The 17,869-nt window shown below is 69.7% G+C and carries 17 protein-coding genes and 1 pseudogene; 12 read left to right on the plus strand and 6 right to left on the minus strand.

Annotated elements, in window-relative coordinates:
• Positions 1 to 450 precede the first annotated feature (450 nt).
• Both C1Y63_RS11775 and C1Y63_RS11780 read left to right on the plus strand, forming a co-directional pair.
• Entirely contained in the window at positions 451 to 1,485 is a 1,035-nt protein-coding gene (locus C1Y63_RS11775) for a serine protease (protein ID WP_106016649.1), read from the plus strand.
• Positions 1,486 to 1,605: 120 nt separating this feature from the next.
• Entirely contained in the window at positions 1,606 to 2,445 is an 840-nt protein-coding gene (locus C1Y63_RS11780) for a phosphatase PAP2 family protein (RefSeq protein ID WP_106016650.1), read from the plus strand.
• 5 nt (positions 2,446 to 2,450) lie between these two features.
• On the opposite strand, the gene C1Y63_RS11785 is transcribed toward C1Y63_RS11780, so the two are convergent.
• Positions 2,451 to 2,633 carry a hypothetical protein gene (locus C1Y63_RS11785; protein WP_106016651.1) on the minus strand — a complete coding sequence of 61 codons (183 nt, stop codon included), beginning with the start codon at positions 2,631 to 2,633 and terminating at the stop codon, positions 2,451 to 2,453.
• 150 nt (positions 2,634 to 2,783) lie between these two features.
• Between C1Y63_RS11785 and C1Y63_RS11790 the strand changes: the two genes are divergently transcribed.
• A complete protein-coding gene (locus tag C1Y63_RS11790; RefSeq protein WP_106016652.1) occupies positions 2,784 to 3,317 on the plus strand; it encodes a hypothetical protein in 534 nt (177 codons plus the stop codon).
• A 21-nt stretch (positions 3,318 to 3,338) separates the two neighbouring features.
• Here C1Y63_RS11790 and C1Y63_RS13340 read toward each other — a convergent pair whose 3' ends face one another.
• Entirely contained in the window at positions 3,339 to 4,016 is a 678-nt protein-coding gene (locus tag C1Y63_RS13340) for an ATP-dependent helicase C-terminal domain-containing protein (protein WP_369831050.1), read from the minus strand.
• Between the two features lie 975 nt (positions 4,017 to 4,991).
• Positions 4,992 to 6,308: pseudogene (locus C1Y63_RS13345) on the minus strand (DEAD/DEAH box helicase); the annotation flags it as partial.
• Between C1Y63_RS13345 and C1Y63_RS11800 the strand changes: the two are divergent.
• The 3 genes from C1Y63_RS11800 to C1Y63_RS11810 all read left to right on the plus strand — a co-directional run bounded on the left by C1Y63_RS11800 (position 6,307) and on the right by C1Y63_RS11810 (position 8,444).
• On the plus strand, positions 6,307 to 6,975 hold the full coding sequence (locus C1Y63_RS11800; protein WP_106016654.1) for a DNA-3-methyladenine glycosylase I: 669 nt from the start codon (positions 6,307 to 6,309) through the stop codon (positions 6,973 to 6,975). The pseudogene C1Y63_RS13345 and the gene C1Y63_RS11800 sit on opposite strands and share 2 nt — an antisense overlap.
• Before the next feature lie 5 nt (positions 6,976 to 6,980).
• Positions 6,981 to 7,712 carry an SDR family NAD(P)-dependent oxidoreductase gene (locus C1Y63_RS11805; protein ID WP_106016655.1) on the plus strand — a complete coding sequence of 244 codons (732 nt, stop codon included), beginning with the start codon at positions 6,981 to 6,983 and terminating at the stop codon, positions 7,710 to 7,712.
• Between the two features lie 72 nt (positions 7,713 to 7,784).
• Positions 7,785 to 8,444, plus strand: a complete 660-nt coding sequence (locus C1Y63_RS11810) for a LysE family translocator (RefSeq protein WP_106016656.1) — start codon at positions 7,785 to 7,787, stop codon at positions 8,442 to 8,444.
• On the opposite strand, the gene C1Y63_RS11815 is transcribed toward C1Y63_RS11810, so the two are convergent.
• A complete protein-coding gene (locus C1Y63_RS11815; protein WP_106016657.1) occupies positions 8,441 to 9,898 on the minus strand; it encodes an ATP-binding protein in 1,458 nt (485 codons plus the stop codon). The genes C1Y63_RS11810 and C1Y63_RS11815 overlap by 4 nt on opposite strands.
• Before the next feature lie 87 nt (positions 9,899 to 9,985).
• Here C1Y63_RS11815 and C1Y63_RS11820 point away from each other — a divergent pair, with 87 nt between their 5' ends.
• From C1Y63_RS11820 to C1Y63_RS11830, 3 genes are read left to right on the plus strand one after another with little or no spacing between them, the layout of a single operon-like run.
• Positions 9,986 to 10,273 carry an RNA-binding S4 domain-containing protein gene (locus C1Y63_RS11820; RefSeq protein ID WP_106016658.1) on the plus strand — a complete coding sequence of 96 codons (288 nt, stop codon included), beginning with the start codon at positions 9,986 to 9,988 and terminating at the stop codon, positions 10,271 to 10,273.
• A gap of 11 nt (positions 10,274 to 10,284) precedes the next feature.
• Entirely contained in the window at positions 10,285 to 11,148 is an 864-nt protein-coding gene (locus C1Y63_RS11825) for a VOC family protein (protein ID WP_106016659.1), read from the plus strand.
• Positions 11,149 to 11,180: 32 nt separating this feature from the next.
• Positions 11,181 to 12,068, plus strand: a complete 888-nt coding sequence (locus tag C1Y63_RS11830) for a hypothetical protein (RefSeq protein WP_106016660.1) — start codon at positions 11,181 to 11,183, stop codon at positions 12,066 to 12,068.
• A gap of 83 nt (positions 12,069 to 12,151) precedes the next feature.
• On the opposite strand, the gene C1Y63_RS11835 is transcribed toward C1Y63_RS11830, so the two are convergent.
• A complete protein-coding gene (locus C1Y63_RS11835; protein ID WP_106016661.1) occupies positions 12,152 to 12,952 on the minus strand; it encodes a hypothetical protein in 801 nt (266 codons plus the stop codon).
• The gene (locus tag C1Y63_RS11840; protein WP_106016662.1) at positions 12,952 to 14,802 is read right to left on the minus strand and encodes a M13 family metallopeptidase; all 1,851 of its coding nucleotides are present in this window, start codon (positions 14,800 to 14,802) and stop codon (positions 12,952 to 12,954) included. Before C1Y63_RS11840 ends, C1Y63_RS11835 begins: the two co-directional genes overlap by 1 nt.
• A 24-nt stretch (positions 14,803 to 14,826) precedes the next feature.
• Between C1Y63_RS11840 and C1Y63_RS11845 the strand changes: the two genes are divergently transcribed.
• The 3 genes from C1Y63_RS11845 to C1Y63_RS11855 are packed head-to-tail and all read left to right on the plus strand — an operon-like array spanning position 14,827 to position 17,307.
• A complete protein-coding gene (locus C1Y63_RS11845; RefSeq protein ID WP_146128956.1) occupies positions 14,827 to 15,309 on the plus strand; it encodes a hypothetical protein in 483 nt (160 codons plus the stop codon).
• A 2-nt stretch (positions 15,310 to 15,311) separates the two neighbouring features.
• Positions 15,312 to 16,223, plus strand: a complete 912-nt coding sequence (locus tag C1Y63_RS11850) for a PrsW family intramembrane metalloprotease (protein ID WP_106016664.1) — start codon at positions 15,312 to 15,314, stop codon at positions 16,221 to 16,223.
• A 58-nt stretch (positions 16,224 to 16,281) separates the two neighbouring features.
• Positions 16,282 to 17,307, plus strand: a complete 1,026-nt coding sequence (locus C1Y63_RS11855; RefSeq protein WP_106016665.1) for a glycoside hydrolase family 25 protein — start codon at positions 16,282 to 16,284, stop codon at positions 17,305 to 17,307.
• The last annotated feature ends 562 nt before the right edge of the window (positions 17,308 to 17,869 follow it).

Below are 17,869 nucleotides of genomic sequence, written 5' to 3' on the forward strand. Positions count from 1 at the left end.
GTGTTGCCCACCGATCAGGAGCTGCTGGACATGATCGCGAACGAGATCAATATCCGTCCCCGGCGGTGTTTGGATTCGTGGTCCCCGGTGGAGGTCTTTAATAAACTACTGTCCGATGAACAACTTGCTTAGGCGACTTGACACTGCCCTGTCGCCCGCGACGAGTGAGGCTCGCGGATTGTACGGACTGTGCTGACGCAGATCATTCCCGGGGGCGGGCACCGCGGACCGCGCGGTATCTCCATCCGCCCCGCCGCCGGCGGTGTGCAACGCACTCGGCTCAGCACCCCGGCGCCCCGGGGGAGGGGAAGAAATTTTTCCCCACCCCGGTGCCACATGTGCAGCCACACGCACCCTGCACGAAGCCACCTCGCGGGCACGTACGCGCCGTCCGTGGCCGGTGGGAGGGCACTTGCGCGGCGCGCGAGGCGCGCCTTACAGTGCCCGGTCATGACTTCGAAACTCTCCCGCGGCGCGGCCGCGATCCTCGCCGCAGGCTGTCTCCTGGCGGTTTCTGCTCCCGCACAGGCGGAACCCTGGGACACCCCTGGTGACGCCGGTGTGGCCGCCGCCGACCTCGTCGACGCCGGTGCGGCCGCTGAGGCTGAGTCCCTGGACGGCCTCGATGGTGAGAGCGCAGCTGAGGCCGCCGGGGCGGCTGCCGCGCCCTGGGGTGAGGTTGCCCGCGTCGCCGCGAACACCCGCCACGCCCAGTTCGACGCCATCGTCCGCGTCGGCAACTGCTCCGGCAGCATCATCGCCCTCCCCGACGCGGAACCCGGCGACCAGGCACTGATCCTCACCAACGGGCACTGCTACAACAACCGCATGCGCGCCGGCGACGTCGTCACCAACATGCCCTCCCGGCAGCGGGTGTACCTCTTCGCCGGGGACCGGGCCCGCAAGATCGGCACCCTGACGACGACGCGCGCACTGTACTCCACCACGACCGGCAGCGACATCACCATCTTCGATGCTGGCATCACCTACGAGGAGCTGTACCGCCGCTACCGAACGATCCCCCGGATCGTCGCGAACGACACCGCCGGCCCCGGCACCGGCGTGCAGGTGACCTCCGGGTACTGGAAACGCTCCTACGACTGCACCATCACCGCGAACGTCGACAAGCTCAAAGAGGGCGGCTGGACCTGGCAGGGCGCGTTCCGCATGGAAGGCCCCGGCTGCAGCACCCGCTCCGGGTCCTCCGGCTCCCCCGTCATCGACAGCACCGGCCGCGTTGTCGCCGTGAACAACACCGCCAACTTCCACGGCAACTACTGCACGGACGTCAACGCCTGCGAAGTCAACCTCGACCCCCGGTCCGGTTACACCAACACCACCGTGCACCGGGGTGCCCGGTACGCGACCCGCGTCGACCAGCTCGCCGGCTGCTTCACCCACAGCCGCACTGACCTGGGCCGCTGGGAGTGCGAACTCTACGGCGGTGCCGCCCACACCGGGCACGACCAGAACTACTGGCGCTAAACCCCACCCCCGTCACACCCACCCCGCGGCGGCTGAGACCCGCCGCCTCACACACGACCCCGCCCGCGCGGTGCATCCGTTCGCCGCGCAGGCGGGGTCGTTGGTAGCTTGGAACCCACCATGAGCACCCACCTGTTCCACACCCTCGGGCGCGCCGCCGCCGGCGGCCGCGCGGTCGTCGACAACCTCCTCCAGCGCCTCCCCGCCGGCGCCCAGGAGGCCGTGACCACCGCGGTGAAAAACTTCGCCCACCAGCCCATCGCCACCGGCCCCACCGGCCGCCTCGATGACGCGGTGTGGCGATTCGTGGTGAGCCACCGGCCGGCCGGCTCTCCCGGCCCCACCGCCGACGGGGCCTCCCCCGTCGCCGCAGGCACCCCCGCCCCCTGGGAGATGCCGACCGCCGCCGACGCATTCTTCACCACCATCCACTGGGTCGCCCAGCCCGGCGTCGTCGTCACCGCCGGCAGCCTCTGGGCCCTCGGGCAGGGGGTACTGGCGTGGCCTGCGATCCGCGCCCGCCGCACCGCCCGCACCGCCAGTGACAGCGGGCGGCCCTGGTGGGATTGGCAGGTCACCCCCGCCCAGGCGGCCGCCAGCATCATGATGGTCGTCGCCGCCCAGGCGTGCTCCACGGGGGTGAAGAAACTCGTCGGCCGCGAACGCCCCCCGGAGATGTTCCGCCTCGCCGTGGAACACGCCCGCTCCTTCCCCTCCGGGCACATGCTGGCCGCCGTCGCGGCCTGCGGCACCCTCGTGGCACTCCGCTACGCCGGCCGTGGGGAAAAAATCCCCACCCCGCTGCTCGTAGGCATGCCGGCCTGGTGCGTGCTCGTCGGCTACGACCGGCTCTACATGGGCGTGCACTGGCTCAGCGACCTGGCGGGCGGCGCCGCGATCGCGGGCGCCTGGTCAGCCATCGCCTGGCAGGTCCACACAGCGCTCCGCGCGAAGGCCTAAAACCCTTAAGACTGGTCGAACACGTCGAGGGCGGCATCAATGATGTCGGTCTCCTCGCCCAGCAGATCCAACGCCCGGTCGTAGAGATCGCAGGGCACCTCCTGCTCAGCCGCAGTCAACACACAGTCGGTGTGTGCGGTGGCGCTGCGGGAGGCAGGCTGCGGGGAGGATTCAAGGTGATTGCGCATGGGTGACACAGTACCCGCGCGACCGCTCCCCCCTTCACGCACCCGCGGCATCCCGTGGCCGTCGTGCCTGAGTGCTTCTGTCCTCGTTACCCTTATTTGTCTTGCCCCGCAGTCGTTCCCCCGACCGCGGCTTATGTCCCGTGGAGTCCCATGAGCACCGACACCTGCACCCCACCCCCCGCCCGCGGGCGGCGGGCACGACTCCTCGCCGCCGCACTGTGGGTGCTGCTCACCATCATCACCCTCGTCGAGATGATCCTGCTCATCGGCGGCGTGGCCGCCACCGCGGCCGGCACCCAGGCGGCAGCCCACCACTGGTGGAAGATCGCCGCCCTGCCCCGCGTGTGGCTCCTCGTCGAACAGCGCGACCAGTTCGCGGCGATCACCTACTCACTCCTCCACGGGCTGCCAGGGTTCCCGGCCCGCTACTCGCAGGCAGCGCCACTGCTGTTCGGCCTGGTGCTGGCCGTGCGGATGCTGTGCCTGCTGCTTGTCGGCTGGGCGCGCAACGATCGGGTGCTGCGCGCCGCCACCGGGGTGCTGGTGGCCCTGTGCGGCATCACCGCCTGCGCCGACGTGGTCAGTGTGATCGCCCAGTCGGCCGCCCACCCCACGGGCTGGCTGCTTCTCGACGCGGCCATCATGGCGGCCGCCGCCGTGAGCATCACCCGGCAGGCCCGCTGATCTGAGGGCACGCCGCGGTGTCTAGTGGATGCCCTGCGCGGCGGCACGATTCTTCGTCAACGCCGTCGGTGTCGCCGTCAACGGATCGTCCGGCCACGGGTGCTTCGGATACCGGCCCATCATCTCCTTCTTCACCGCCTGATAGGAGCCTGAGAAAAAGCCCGGCAGGTCCGCCGTCACCGCAATCGGCCGCGCCGCAGGGCTGAGCAAATGCACCGTCAACGGCACCCCCGGGGTGTGACGCATCGGCGTCTCAGGCGCCGGGTCCTTGAGCCGGCTTGATGCCCCCACCACCGGGTGCGGGGCCGGGCCGAAACACTCCTGCAGCTTGATACTCACCGACGGGGTGGGGGTGCTGTAGTCGATAGGCACCGCCCGCCCACTGGGCGCCACCCACCGGGCGGGCAGGAGCTCGTCGACAACCGAGGCATAGTTCCACGGCACCACCCTGCGCAGGGCGGCCGTCAGATCGATGTCCTTCCACGCGGCACCGTGGGCGACGGCGTCGATCTCCGGGGCGAGCCACTCGGCCGCCCCGCCTCGTCCTGCAGCATCCCCCGGGCCGGCCAGGGCCGCAATATCCGGCCACAGGCCTTGCAAGGTGTCGTGCGCCCACTGCAGGCGCGCCACCATCGCCTGCACCGGCTCCGATTCCCACCCGGGCAGCAGCGCCGCCCCCTCGTGCGCCAGCGCATCCATCAGCGCAGCACGCGTCGACTCCGGGATGAGCGGCACCGGCTGGGAGGACAACTCAATCGCGCCCAGGCGGGTGATCGCCCGCCCACTCACAGTGCCCGTGGCGGGGTCGATGGAGGCACTCGTCGTCGTCACCACGTCGCCGATCGCCCGCGCCTCCTCCTCGGTGAGGCGGGCCGCCGCCCGCACCACCGGCAGCCGCCCACCCGCACCACCAGCAGCCTGAGTGCCGCGGCCCGGGCGGCCCGCGCCGCCGGTGGCGGTGCCGCGCACCGCCCACGGGCCCCGCGCCGGCCCATCCACCCGGTCGACCTGCGCGACCGCAATCCACGGCGCATCCTGCAACCCCAGGGACGCATCCACCGCCACCCGCGTGCCACCGGCTGTGAGGTACACGCCCTCGTCGACGCGCCGGGCGATGCGCTGCGGGAACGCCAACGCCGTCACCACCCCCGCCGTGACCGGCAGCTGTGCCGCCACCGGGGTGGGGGACTGCCCGATGTCTGTCTGTGCCTGCGCCTGTGCCGCCTGGTAGGCGGCGGAATACTGCTCCGCGAGGCGCCGCAGCCGGCCCACCTGCGGGTGGCGGCCAGGGTCAGGCACCGCATCCAGGTTGCCCTGCGGATCCTCCGCCACGCAGGCCACCACGCCCGCCGCCTGCGGGCCCAGGCTGAGCAGCGCGTGCGCGAGGCGCGGATCCGCCGGCACCCGCACCAACAGCTCCCCGGCGGCAGTCGCATGCCCCGCCGCATCCACAGCCCCCAGGCGCTGCAGCGCCCCCGTCGCCGCCGCCAACGCCCGCGCCGGCGGCGCATCCACCAGCGGCAGGCCCGCCCCACCGGGCGCACCCCAACACGCCCACACCAACGCCATGCTGGTGAGATCCTGGGTCGCGATCTCCGGGGTGATGCTCGGCGCCAGATTCGCATACTCCGCCTGGCTGAACGCGCGCACCACCCGGCCGGGCCCCTCACGGCCCGCACGGCCCGCCCGCTGCTGCACCTGCGGCTTCGCCGCCGACACCGTCACCAGGCCCGCCATGTCGCGCCCATGATCGCGGCGCGGCGCCCGTGCAAGACCCGCATCGACCACCGCCCGCACCCCCGGCACCGTGAGCGAGGACTCCGCAATCGCCGTCGACACCACAATCCGGGGACCTGGGGAGTACAAGGCCGCATCCTGCTCCGCGGCGGTCAGCCGCCCGTGGAGGGGAAACACCGGCAGCGCCGCATCCCGGCGGGCAAGTTCCTCCGCCACCAGTGTGATCTCCCGGGCGCCGGGCACAAAGACCAGCACCGACCCGCCGGCGGCCGCACGGAATTCCGCCGCCGCGCACTCGGCAATGTGGGCATAAAAGTCGCGGGTGCCCGTCAGCCGCCCCGGGTGGGGTGCGTACACCTCCTCCACCGGGTGCAGCACCGCCGGAGTATCCACCACCGGCGCCCCACCCATGAGGGTGGTAAACGTCGCCGCATCAATCGTCGCCGACATCGCCGCCACCGCGATCTCGCCGGTGAGATCCGAGGCCTCCAGCGCGAGCGCCAACGCCACATCCGTATCCAACTGCCGCTCATGCACCTCATCCACCAGCACGGCCCCCACCCCCGCCAGCTCCGGGTCGGCCAGCAGCTTCCGCAGCAGCACCCCCGGCGTCAGAAACGTCACAGCAGTACCCGGGCGGGAATCACCCCGCACCTGGTAGCCCACCAGCTCGCCCACAGCAGTACCACTCAACTGGCACAAGCGGCGCGCCGCCGCCCGCACCGCCACCCGGCGGGGAGCCACCACCAGTACCCGCGGCCGCGGGGAACCCGCCACCACGTTCGCCGCCACCGGCGGCAGCAGGGTGGTTTTGCCGGTGCCCGGCGGGGCCTGCACCACCACCCGGCCCGGGGCGCCGAAACCGCTGCCGCGCAGCGCCGCAGCCACGTCGTCGACGCACCCCAGCACCGGCAGGCCGGCACCGATGCACGCCACATCAAACGGCGGCCGGCCGGCGGATTGTGTGGCAGACGGTGCGGCGGCGGGCCCGGTGGGGGCAGGGTGTGTGCTCGTCATGGGTGTGCAGTCTACTGAGCGCCCCCACACGCCCCCGCGACCCGCAAGCCATACACAGCACACCCCCGCCCGCGCACGGCTGTGTCCACAGGTGCGGTGTCGCGAGTACCCGCGCACCCCACCACAGGGCCGTGCTGTGGACAACCCGCCGCGCGGTGGGGCAGCAGGGCCGCACCCGGGGTTAGCGTGGACCCCACAGCACCCACACACCACGACACACCCAAGGAGCACCCCCATGAGCACCCACACCACCACGACGCCGGAGCCGCCGGCGACCCCCACCCCGGGGGCGGTGTGCCCCGTCACCGGGCTCGTCGCAGGAGCGGACGGGGTGTGGCGGCCCCAGTGGGCGAACACGCCGATGCTCGCCAGCTACTACGACACCGAATGGGGCATCAGCGCCTTGGGCCCCGGGCCCGACGCCCTGAACAGTCTCACCGAGGACGCCCTGTTCGAACGGCTCAGCTTGGAGGCCTTCCAAGCCGGACTGTCCTGGGCCACCATCCTCGCGAAGCGGCCCGCACTGCGGGCAGCATTCCACGACTTCCACGTCGACACCGTCGCCGCCTTCGACGAGCACGACGTCACCCGACTCATGTCCAATGAGGCGATCCTGCGCAACCGCCGCAAGATCGAGGCCACCATCAGCAACGCCCGGGCCACCCAAGGCCTGCGGGCCGAGGGCGGACTCGCAGACGTCATCCGGGCCTACGCCCCACCCGCCGCGCCCGCCCCCGGGCACGTGGCAGCCATCCCCACCCACACCGAACACTCCACCCGGCTGGCCGCAGCACTGAAAAAACACGGCTTCCGCTACGTCGGGCCCACCACCATGTACGCCCTCTTCCAAGCACTCGGGGTCGTCAACGACCGGGTGCCACCAGCACAAGGGCTGTTATCCTGACCCCCATGAGCACCCCGCACCCCACCATCCCCGACGACGCCCGCATCGCCGTCGTCACCGGCGGCTCCTCCGGCATCGGTGAGGCCGCCGCCCGGGCACTGGCCGCCGACGGCTGGCACGTCATCGTCGCCGCCCGCCGACTCGACAACCTCCAGCGCATCGCCGACGACATCGGCGGCACCGCACTCCCACTCGACGTCACCGACGACGCCAGCGTCGCCGCCTTCGCCGCCGCCGTCCCCCGCGTCGACGTGCTCGTCAACAACGCCGGCGGGGCCCTTGGCCTCGACTCTGTCGCCGACGCCAACCTCGACGACTGGCAATGGATGTACGACACCAACGTGCTTGGCACCCTGCGCGTCACCCAAGCACTCCTCCCCGCACTCCACGCCAGCGGCGGGCTCGTCATCAACATTGGCTCCATCGCAGCCCGCGTCCCCTACGTCGGCGGCGCCGGCTACAACGCCGCCAAGCACGGCGTCGCAGCCCTTAGCAGGGTGCTCCGGCTCGAAACCGCCGACACCCCACTGCGCGTCTGCGAAATCGACCCCGGGCGCGTCCACACCGACTTCTCCCTCGTCCGCTTCAAAGGCGACGCCGCCAAAGCCGACGCCGTCTACGCCAACAAGCACAACCTCACCGCCGAGGACATCGCCGAAGCGATCCGCTGGGTCGCCTCCCTCCCCGCACACGTCAACATCGACGAACTTCGCATCATGCCCGTCGACCAGGTCTAAAACCCCACCCCGCCGCCCACCCCGCACACCCCGCGCGGGGTGGCGGCGGCCCGAAGGAGACACCACCCGCCCATGACCGCCACCCAGCTCGCAGCCCTACTCAGCGTGTGGCTGGCCGCGATCACCAGCCCCGGGCCCGACACCGTCCAACTCGCCCGCCTCGCCACACTCTCCCGCCGCAGCAGCATCCTCGGAGCCCTCGGCATCATGGTCGGCAACACCGCGTGGATCGTGCTGTCACTCGCCGGCATGTCCGCCCTGCTGGCCTCCCAACCGCACCTCACCCACGCCCTCGAAATCCTCGGCGGGTCCGTGCTCTGCTGGATGGGCTCCCAGGCCCTGGCAGGCGGCCTGCGGGCGCGCCGGGCGGCGGCGCGCACAGCCACCGGCGCCGCGGCGCAGCCCGTGGACGCGGCGGTGCCGCCCATGTCCGCCCGCCAGGCATTCCGCCTGGGGCTGGTGACCAACCTGTCGAACCCGAAGGCCATCATCTTCTTCGGGGCAGTCTTCGCCCAATTCCTCACCCCCGACATGGGGCCCGGGTGGACAGTCGCACTCGCCGGCATCCTCATCAGCACGGGCCTGGCCTGGTTCGTCACCTTCGCCCTCCTCGCCACCGTCATCGCGCGGCCCCTGGCACGGCACGCCGCCACCATCGACATGGTCGCCGGCGTCATCTTCCTCGGGGTGGGCGCCACCCTCGTCGGCACCGGGGCTATGGCGCTGTTCTAGGCGTGGTGGTACAGGCGGAAGCGGACCTCCCCTCGCGGCGCCGGGGTGAGTTCCTCCTCCGGCACATCCGCCACCACCAGCTGCCTGCCGCCACACGCCGTCTGGCAGGCCGCCCGCAACGCCTCCCACGCATCCTGCAGATTCGCGCTCAGCAGCCCGGCCGCAGTGGCCACATCAATGTCCTCATGGCGGCGCAAATAGTACACAAGCAGCGCCAACCGGTGATCGAACGCCCGATCCGCCGGCACAATATCCCGCACCATGTCCGCCACCACATCGTCGCGGCGGCGCGTATCGAACACGCACTGCACCGCCCGCCCGGACCCCGCATCCACCTCCTGCCACGTCGGCGGTGCGTAGCCGGCAAACACCATGCGGTACAGCATGCGCTGAATGCCACTGATCTGCTTGTCCAGCAGGTGCAGTTCCCGAAACAGGTCGGTGAGCGCCGGCGATTTCGCGTCGTGTCGGCTCGTCGCCGTCGTCGGGGTGACACCCCCATGGAAACCGCCCGGAGACGTCACCGTCAGCCGCTCCTGCTCAATCGTGACGACGGTGGGGTCCTGGGTGGACCAGTCACGGTGCACAAACCCATTGAGAAGAGCCTCCCGGTAGGCGCCCTCCGGGGTGGTGGGGTGCGCGTCCTGCAGGGCACGCTGCGCGAACACCAGCTGCTCCAGGGCGGAGGTGTCCGCCGGCGGGGCCAGCACCTGCCCGTCGCGCACAATGACCACCGCCGGGAAGCCCAGCTCACACAACAGCACCTTGCCCGCCTCGCTGAGCATCCCATCGGCGTGCAGCGCACCAATGTGGCGCACAAACAACTGGGGGCTCAGCTTGCTCAAGCGGGGCCGCAACCCCCGCGCCAACGCCACCGCCTCCTCCCGGGCGTCGCTGAGCCGCGCCGAGGAGGACGCGGCCATCGGATCGCACTGGGCCGCATCCGCGTGCGCCTGCCACCAGGTGAAACGATCCGTGGTGGTTTCCTCCCCAGTCACCCGCCACGTGACCAGGCCGCGGGAGTTCGCCAACGGCAGCCGCGACGGCACGATCGTCAACGCCACCAGCCGCTGCCCGCACGCGTGGTGCACGGTGGCGGTGGCCGCCATGCGGGCCCGCTCCAGGCCACGGACGAGGAAATCGGCATCCAGGCAGGTGCCAATGATCTGGCCGGTGCCGGCCGTCGCACCCACAATGATGACCCCACCGCCCGGCGTGTTCGCCACCGCCGTCGCCGCATCAATGACCTCCGCCCGGGCGAGCGCATTGCGGGGATTACCCGCCGCAATGAGGATCCCCACCCGCCGGCCCGGCTCCTCCATACACGTGATCGCACCCGCCGCCTCGCCGGCAACATCCGGGGAGAGATCCAGGTAGCCTTCCTGGGCGTGGGCCACCACCGTCGCAGTGGCATCGTCAAGCATCGCGGTGCGGAGAATGATCTCAGGGCGCATAGCTGCATAGCGTAGGCGCTCCACCACCACCTGTGGGCCGTTTTGCCCATGGCTGTGAGCGTTCCTACACGTGGCATACTTGCGGGCATGGAATTCGACGTAGCGATCCGGGACGACACCATCAAACTCGGCCAGTTCCTCAAACTGGCGAACCTTGTGGACACCGGCGGGGAAGCCAAAGAACTTCTCGCCAGCGGCCAGGTGACCGTCAACGGCGACGTCGACACCCGCCGCGGCCGCAGCCTCCACACAGGCGATGTCGTCGGCGTGGCCGACACCCGCGTCACCGTCACCGCCGCAGAGGACGACGATGACTACTTTGACGAAGCCACCGCCAACGACGGCTTCGACCCCGAGAAGTGGAAGAACGTCTAGGAGCACACACCATGCCTGCTTTTCACGCCCAGGATGGGCTGCCGTACTGGATTGACCTGCTGACCCACGACGTCGACGCCGCCGCCGACTTCTACTCCGCACTCCTCGGCTGGGACACCAGCAGCCGCACCGCCGACGACGCGGACGACGCCACCCCCGTCGCCGGGTACCGGATGGCGCGCGCCCAGGGGCTGCCCGTCGCGGGCTTCATCGCCCAGCCCGCCGACGCCCCCGCCGGCGCGACGTGGGTGACGCACTTTTTCACCCCCGACATTGATGCCGCCTGCGCGCGCGTCACCGAGCACGGCGGCACCGTCACCACCCCGCCGACGGAGGTGCAGCTCGGCCGCATGGCGCTCGTCCTCGACCCCGGTGACGGGTTCTTCGGCCTCATCGAGCCCCGCGATGCGGAAGCGTTCGTCTCCGGCGGGGAACCCGGCACCGCCGTGTGGCACGAACTCACCGCCACCGCCGACACCGGCTTCGACACCACCGTCGACTTCTACCGGGACGTCTTCGGGTGGACGACTGTCGCCACCACCCCCGGCGACGGGTTCTCCTACGTCACCGCCCAGGTCGACGGCGCCCCCTTCGCCGGCCTGTGGACCAGCGACAACTTCCCCCCGGGGGTGCCGAACTTTTGGCAAACCTACCTGGGTGTCGCCGACCTGGACGCCACCTGCCAGCGGGTGCCGGATCTCGGCGGCCGGGTCCTGCGCGGCCCCTGGGATTCCGAATTCGGCCGCCTCGCCCTCGTTGAAGACCCCACCGGGGGGACGATGACCCTCTGCGAAGTCGACGAGCCCATCATCGAAGGCCACGAGGGCGACCCCCTCGAAGGGCTTGACCTTGGGGACCTCGGCACCATCAACTAATGGTGCGTGAGCGCGGGGTAGAATTCCCACCCATGCCCATCACGTCGCGCCACCGCCACCGGGCGGCCGCAGCCCTTGTCGCCGCCGCCACCGCCACCGCAGGTATTCTCGCCTGCCCGCCCGCGGCGCAGGCGCTCACCCTGCCGGCGGGGCCCGTCGCGCCCCGCACCCAGATCGCCATCATCAACTTCGACGGCCAGGTCTCCGCCACCCCGGGGGCCACCGCCGGCGGGCCGGCCCTGTCGCTCGCGAAGCTGTACCTCGGCTACTGGGTCCTCGCCCACGGGGACGTCGCCGACCGGGCGAAAGTGCCGGCGATGATCCGGTTCTCCGACGACCGCATCGCCGCCGAGCTCGACGCCCGCTACCCGCACGCCATCGGCGAGATCATGGCCCAGTACGGGCTCAATGATTCCCACCCGGGCTCCAACTGGGGGCACGCCACCACCTCCACCATGGATGTCGCCCGCTTCCTCAACGCAGTCCGCAGCGACCCCACCGCCGCCCCGATGCTGCAGGCCATGGCCACCGCAGCCCCCATCGCGGCCGACGGCTACCACCAGGACTACGGCACCAGCCGCATCCCGGGCGTGTGGGCCACCAAATACGGCTGGTCCGATCACGGCGACGTCAACGCCACCGCCTCCATCGGGCCCGACTACGTCATCGTGGCCCGCACCTACGGGCCCGCCGACCAACTCACCGGGGACCTGGCGGGGCTCATCGTCGGCACCGCCACCACCCCACCCGCCGGTGGGGTGGCACAGATGCCGTGGCTGTTCGGCACCACCCCCGCCACCACCGGCGCGCAGGTCCGCGCCCAGGTGGCGTGCGCCGACCCGCTCGGCCTGCGGATGCTGCTCCCGGAACAGTCCCTCGTCCCGCAGTTCCTCGCGGAGCTGCTGCCGCACTGCGCCTAACAGCCGCGCCTTATTGGGGGGAGCGCCAAAAAATCCCACCACCCGCGCAGTGGGGTGGTGGGAAAAATGGGGTGCTGTCGGGGTTAGCGGCGGATGAACTCGGCGATGAGACGCACCCGCTCCCGGGCGGTCGCAGGGGTGCACACGTGGTGGGTGGCGGGCAGCCACGTCGTGTGGCCCGCCAGCGCCGGGTGGGCAGTCACCGTGACGTCGTGAGTACCACTGAGTACCAGCAGGCGGTCCGGGTGCTCCTCCTCGAGGAAGCCCGCCAGGGCGGTCGCCGGGTCGATCGTGTCGGGAATATCCGGCCGGGACAGCACAATCCGGCAGGTCGCCGGCGATAGCTCACCCGCGGCGGCGGCCCGCAGGATGGTGCGGGCGGCACTGCCCGCACCCAGTACCACCAGGGGGGACTGCGCGGCGGCCAGCGCCCCGCTGAGAGCAGCAGGGTCGTGCAGGTCCCACACCTCAGCGCCGGCCTGCACGGCGAGCGCCGCGAGCGGCGGCTGCCACGCCATCGCGCGGGCCGTGTCGTCGAGGCCCTCCGGGCGCAGCGCCAGCACCCGGGGGCCGGTGGCGGCCTGCCCGTCGGGGGTGAACACCTCCGCCACCGGGGTTGTGCTGATCGTTAGCCCGGCGCCAAGGTTCGTGCCGGGCCACGAGTGGTCGCGAGCCGCACCCAGCACCATCATGGCGGCGTGGGTGAGCCGATCCGGCAGGCGAGCCACCCAGCCGGCATACTCGTGCGGGTCCTGCGGCTGGGGGTGGTGTTGCCCCATGTACCAATCAATCTGGAGGAGTTCCTCCTCGGGCGACAAGGTGCCCTCGTGGCCGCCAACGTGGAACGTGCGGCCCGTCGCCGCATCGAAGACGGGTTCGCTCATCACCAAATCTGCACGCGCTCGTCGGGGGCGATGTACATCGGCGCATCCTCATCCACATCGAACGCCCGGTAGAAGTCGTCGATGTTGGCGGCGATGATGTTGCAGCGGAACTCGGCCGGGGAATGCGGGTCGATCGTCAGCAGCTGGGCCGCCATCTCCGGGCGGGTTTTGCTGCGCCACACCCGTGCCCAGTTGGTGAAGAACTCGCGCAGGTCCTCGTCGCTCACATCGTCGGCGTAGTGGAGGTAGGCGACGAGCGCGATCCCCAGACCACCCAAGTCACCAATGTTCTCACCGAGAGTGAAACGGCCATTGACGCCCGTGATGCCGTCGACGTCCGCCAGCACGGCGGGGATCTTCCCGTCGAACTGGGCCACCAGCTTGCTGGTGAGCTCCTCGAAGGCGGCGCGGTCGGCGTCCGTCCACCAGGACTCCAGGCGCCCATCCCCGTCGTAGCGGCTGCCCTGATCATCGAAACCGTGGCCAATCTCGTGGCCAATGACGGCACCAATGCCACCGAAGTTGGCGGCGTCGGACTGCTCCGGGGAGTAGAACGGGGCCTGCAGGATGGCGGCGGGGAACGTGATCGAATTCGTCAACGGCGTGTAGTACGCATTCACCGTCTGCGGGGTCATGTGCCACTCGCTCGCATCGTGCGGCTTCCCCAGCTTCGCGATCTCAAAGTCGTGGTTGAAACGGTTGCACGCCCGCTCCGCGGCGACGAGGCCCGCGGCGGCGTCGACGTGCAAGCCCTCGTAGCTGCGCCACCGGTCGGGGTAGCCGATGTTCGGGGTGAACTTCGCGAGCTTCTCCAACGCCTTGGCCTTGGTGTCCTCCGTCATCCACGACAGCTGGCGGATGCGCTCGTTATAGGCGCCCAGCAGGTAGTCGACGAGGTTCATCATCTCCGCCTTGTGGGTGGAGGGGAAGTGGGCGGCAACATACAGTTTGCCGATCTCCTCACCCACATGACCCTCGGCGAAGGCGACCGCCCGCTTCCAGCGGGCCCGCTGCTCCGTCGTGCCGGCCAGGCGCGTGCCGTAGAAATCAAAGTTCGCCCGAGACACCTCATCGCTGAGCAGGGCGGCGCGGCTGGCGAGCACCCGCCACGTCGCCCACAACTTCACCGCCTCCAGGTCGTCGAGGGCCTCCACTGCGGGCAGGAAGCTGGGGTTGCGGTTGATGACCCGGCCGTGAATGCCGGCAGCCTGCGCGAAAGCGCGGGTGTGGGGCGGCAACTCGTCCACCGTCGTCGGGTTGTACGTCTTGATCGCATCCCGGGCATCCTCCCGGTCCCAGTGGGCGGCCGCCAACTGCGACTCCAGGGCCACAATCTTCTCGGCCGCCGCCGCAGGATCAGAGATGTCGGCCGCGCCGCCCACACCGGCGTCGTGCAGCAAACCCAGCATGAGAGCAACGTGGCGGGTGTAGTCGGCGCGCAGCTCCTCGTGCACCTCAGCCGTGTAGTACTCCTTATCCGGCAGGCCCAGGCCGGACTGCACCAGGTACGCCACATCCACGGTGCCCTGGGCGTCCTTAGAAATATAGAAACCCACCGGGCCGCCCACACCACTGCGGTCCAGGGCGCCCATCGCCGACATGACCTCCTCCACGGTGGTGGCCGCCCGCAGGGGAGCGAGATCCTCCTCCAGGTCCTGCAGCTGGCCGCGGGTGTCGAGGAACAAGCGGAACAAGGTGCCCGGCAGGCCCTCATCCCGGGCCACCAGCTCGTGGACGGCCGCCTCGGCATCGTCCCGCAGTTCATAAAACGCCCCATCAGAGGCCCGGTCGGCGGGGATGACGTGAGTGTCCAGCCACTCGCCATTGACTTCGCGATATAGGTCTTGCATGCCCACCACATTAGGGTGTTTTGCATGTATCGGTTGAAACCTCAGGTGACCTACCCGAAGTGGGCGGCGTTCGTCGGCATCGTCGCCCTGCTGCTGGCAGGCCCGAACCTCCTGGTGGGGAGCATGCCCGACCCCGAGCCCACCCCGATCACCCTCGGTGACGAAGAGATGGGTTTGCGCTGCGTGGAGGACCTCCTCGGTTTCCACTCCACCTGGGACTGTGGGGACACCACCGTGTACACCATGGCCGTGGGCGCATCGGATGATGAGCTGAACTCCCTGGAGCGATTCTTCCGGGCCCTGTACCTCGAACCGGAGGGACTTGCCACAGAGATCAAGGACGGCCTGTGGGTGCAGCGCGTCGTCAGTGAGGGGGTGCTCGACGATATCCAGGGCACCCTCGTCGCTGACTTCCGTGAGGACGAGTCCCTCGTGTGGGTGTCCTTCGGTGAGCAAGAAGAAGAATTCACCGCCTACGCCATCGCGAAGCTTTCGGAGGACCGCTAACCATGAACCCCTACACCACCTCTGAGGTACCCGCCGCCGATGCTGCGGGGGTGCGCCAGGTGCCCCGCTGGGCGCAGCAGCGCCGCCCCCACCTCCCGGAGCGCCGCACCGCCAGCTCCTACCTGCTGCAGATCACCGCGATCCTCGCCGTCGTCGGCGGTGCCGTCGTCGTTGCTTTCTACATGCTGGCGCAGGTGCTGCTCGTGCCGGCCGCGGGCATGGTGTCCCTCGCCTTCGTCGCGGTGTGGGTGCTGGTGATCTGGCTGATCACTCGCCGCTTCCCCGGCTTCCGTTTCCGGCTCGCGCTGCGCGCTCTCGCGTGGGGTGCGGCAGGCTCGATGCTGCTCGTCGCCGCCGGCGGGGATGCGTGGCTCAAGATTGCCAACTCGTTGGGCATCCAGTGGGCGTCGATGAGTTTCGCGGGCGCCTATCCGGAAGAAATCGCCAAGGGTGCGGGTGTGTTCATGCTGCTGTGGCTGTTCGGCAAGCGGCCCTGGGAGGGCCTCATCTACGGCATGTGGGTGGGCCTCGGCTTCGAACTCTTGGAGAACTACCTCTACGGCATCAGTGGTGCCGTGTACGACGCCAACTCGGATCTGCACGGTGTGCTGTGGACGTGGGGCTTGCGGTCGCTGCTGGGCCCCGGCCTGCACGTCGTGCTCGTCGGCTTCGTGGGCTACGGCCTGGGCCAGTGGCTGTTCGGTGAGCGTTCCCGCTGGTGGTACGTGCTCGTCGGGTTCTTAGGGCATTTTGTGTGGAACATGCAGCTGGGTGAGCCGGGGCAGTATTTCATCGTCGCTGGGGTGATGCTGGTGCTGTATCCGTGGTTCGTGGTGGTGGTGCGCCGGGCCCGGGCCCAGGCGGTGGCTGATGCTGCAGGTGGTGAGTATCAGCCCACCCTCTACCAGATGTGAGTGAAGTTACGCGTGTGAAAAGTGTGAAAGTTGAGGTCGTTGCTGTAGCGTGGCCCGCATGAAGCTCCGACGGATCGCGGCCCTCCTTGTCACCACCGCACTCATCGCCCCCGCCGGCATCCACGCCGCCAGCGCCTTCGGCGTCAACGCCCCCAGTGGCGTCGACGTCTCCACCTGGCAGCACCCCGGCGACCAGCCCATCGACTGGTCCCAGGTGAAATCCGACGGCCAGTCCTTCGCCATCATCAAGGCCACCGAAGGACTCGGCTACGTCAACAAGCACTTCGCCGCCGACAGCCAGCAGGCCGCCGCCGCCGGCCTTATGGTCGGCAGCTACCACATGGGCCGAGCCACCTCCGACCCGCGCCTCCAGGCCGCCGAGTACGCCGCAGTGCTCCGCACCCAGCCGCAGCCCAGCCTCCCGCCGGTGCTCGACATCGAATACAACGACGGTGTGAGCCCCGCTGGCATGCAGAACTGGATCCGCGCCTTCGTCGACGAACTCCAGACCCTCACCGGCCGCACCCCGGTCATCTACACCTACCGCTACTTCTGGGACAACGAGGTGGGCAACACCACCGAGTTCAACCACCTGCCCCTGTGGCTCGCGGCCTACCAGTCTGCACCGCCCACGGTCCTCCCCGGCGGCTGGGACTACATGACCATGTGGCAGCGCACCGGCTCCGGGCGGGTCTCCGGCATCGCCGTCGACACCGACATGAACCTCTTCAACGGCACCAGCGACCAGCTCGCCGACTTCCAGGCCGGCCTGAACCTCAACCTCACCCCCATCGACGTGCCCGGCATTGACGAGCTCGCCGCCTTCGGCCAAGCCAACCCGAAGCTCGTCGGCGCGATCCTCGCCGCCGCAGCCGGCGTCGTCGCCATCGGTGCGGTCCTCACCGTGGCCCGTGACATGGGCATCGACATCGGCCCCGCCGAAGCCCTCGTCGACACCGTCCGCGACCTCATCGCCAGCGGCAATCTGCCGGTCAACGACCTGCAGAACATGCTGACCAACGGCACCTACAGCGTGGGCGACCTCATCATCCTCCTCGAAAACGTCGCCAAGGCCACCGCCTAAACACCGCACACGCACACGACCACCCCAGCGCCCCACTTAAGGAGCGCTGGGGTGGTCGTCGTCTACGGGGGTACCGCGCTTCAGGGCAGGCCCATGCTGCTGCCACGACGCTAAAAACCCGGGGAGCGACTACTGGGCTGCCGGCGACGCCTCCGAGGTATCGCCCAGGTACCAGATGCCGTACTGGGGGTTTCTTCGAAACAAGTTGAGATGGATCATGATGACACCGCCTTTCATGCGCGAGGTGTGCTCCAGGTTACATGAGCGGTGTGAGTCTGGGTGGTGCAGGTATTCCCTCACCGCTGAAGAAATCCCACAAGCCGATTCCCAAACAACCGCAACGTCGGGGCGATAGTTCCCCTGTATGCCTGCAGCTCACGGTCGATCACGTCGTGTTCCTACTGCTTCGAGGCGGATGCACGCCCGGGCGGCACCTGCCACAGGTGGGGTGGGTGTGGCAGGCGCCGTCGCGGGGTGCGGCCCCCGGGTGGGGGTTAGTCCTTCGGTGGCAGCACCGAGTCATCGAAGCTGATGTCCCACCAGTCGTCATCGTCGTCGTCAT

The organism is Corynebacterium sp. 13CS0277, assembly GCF_002994655.1.
Lineage (GTDB): Bacteria > Actinomycetota > Actinomycetes > Mycobacteriales > Mycobacteriaceae > Corynebacterium.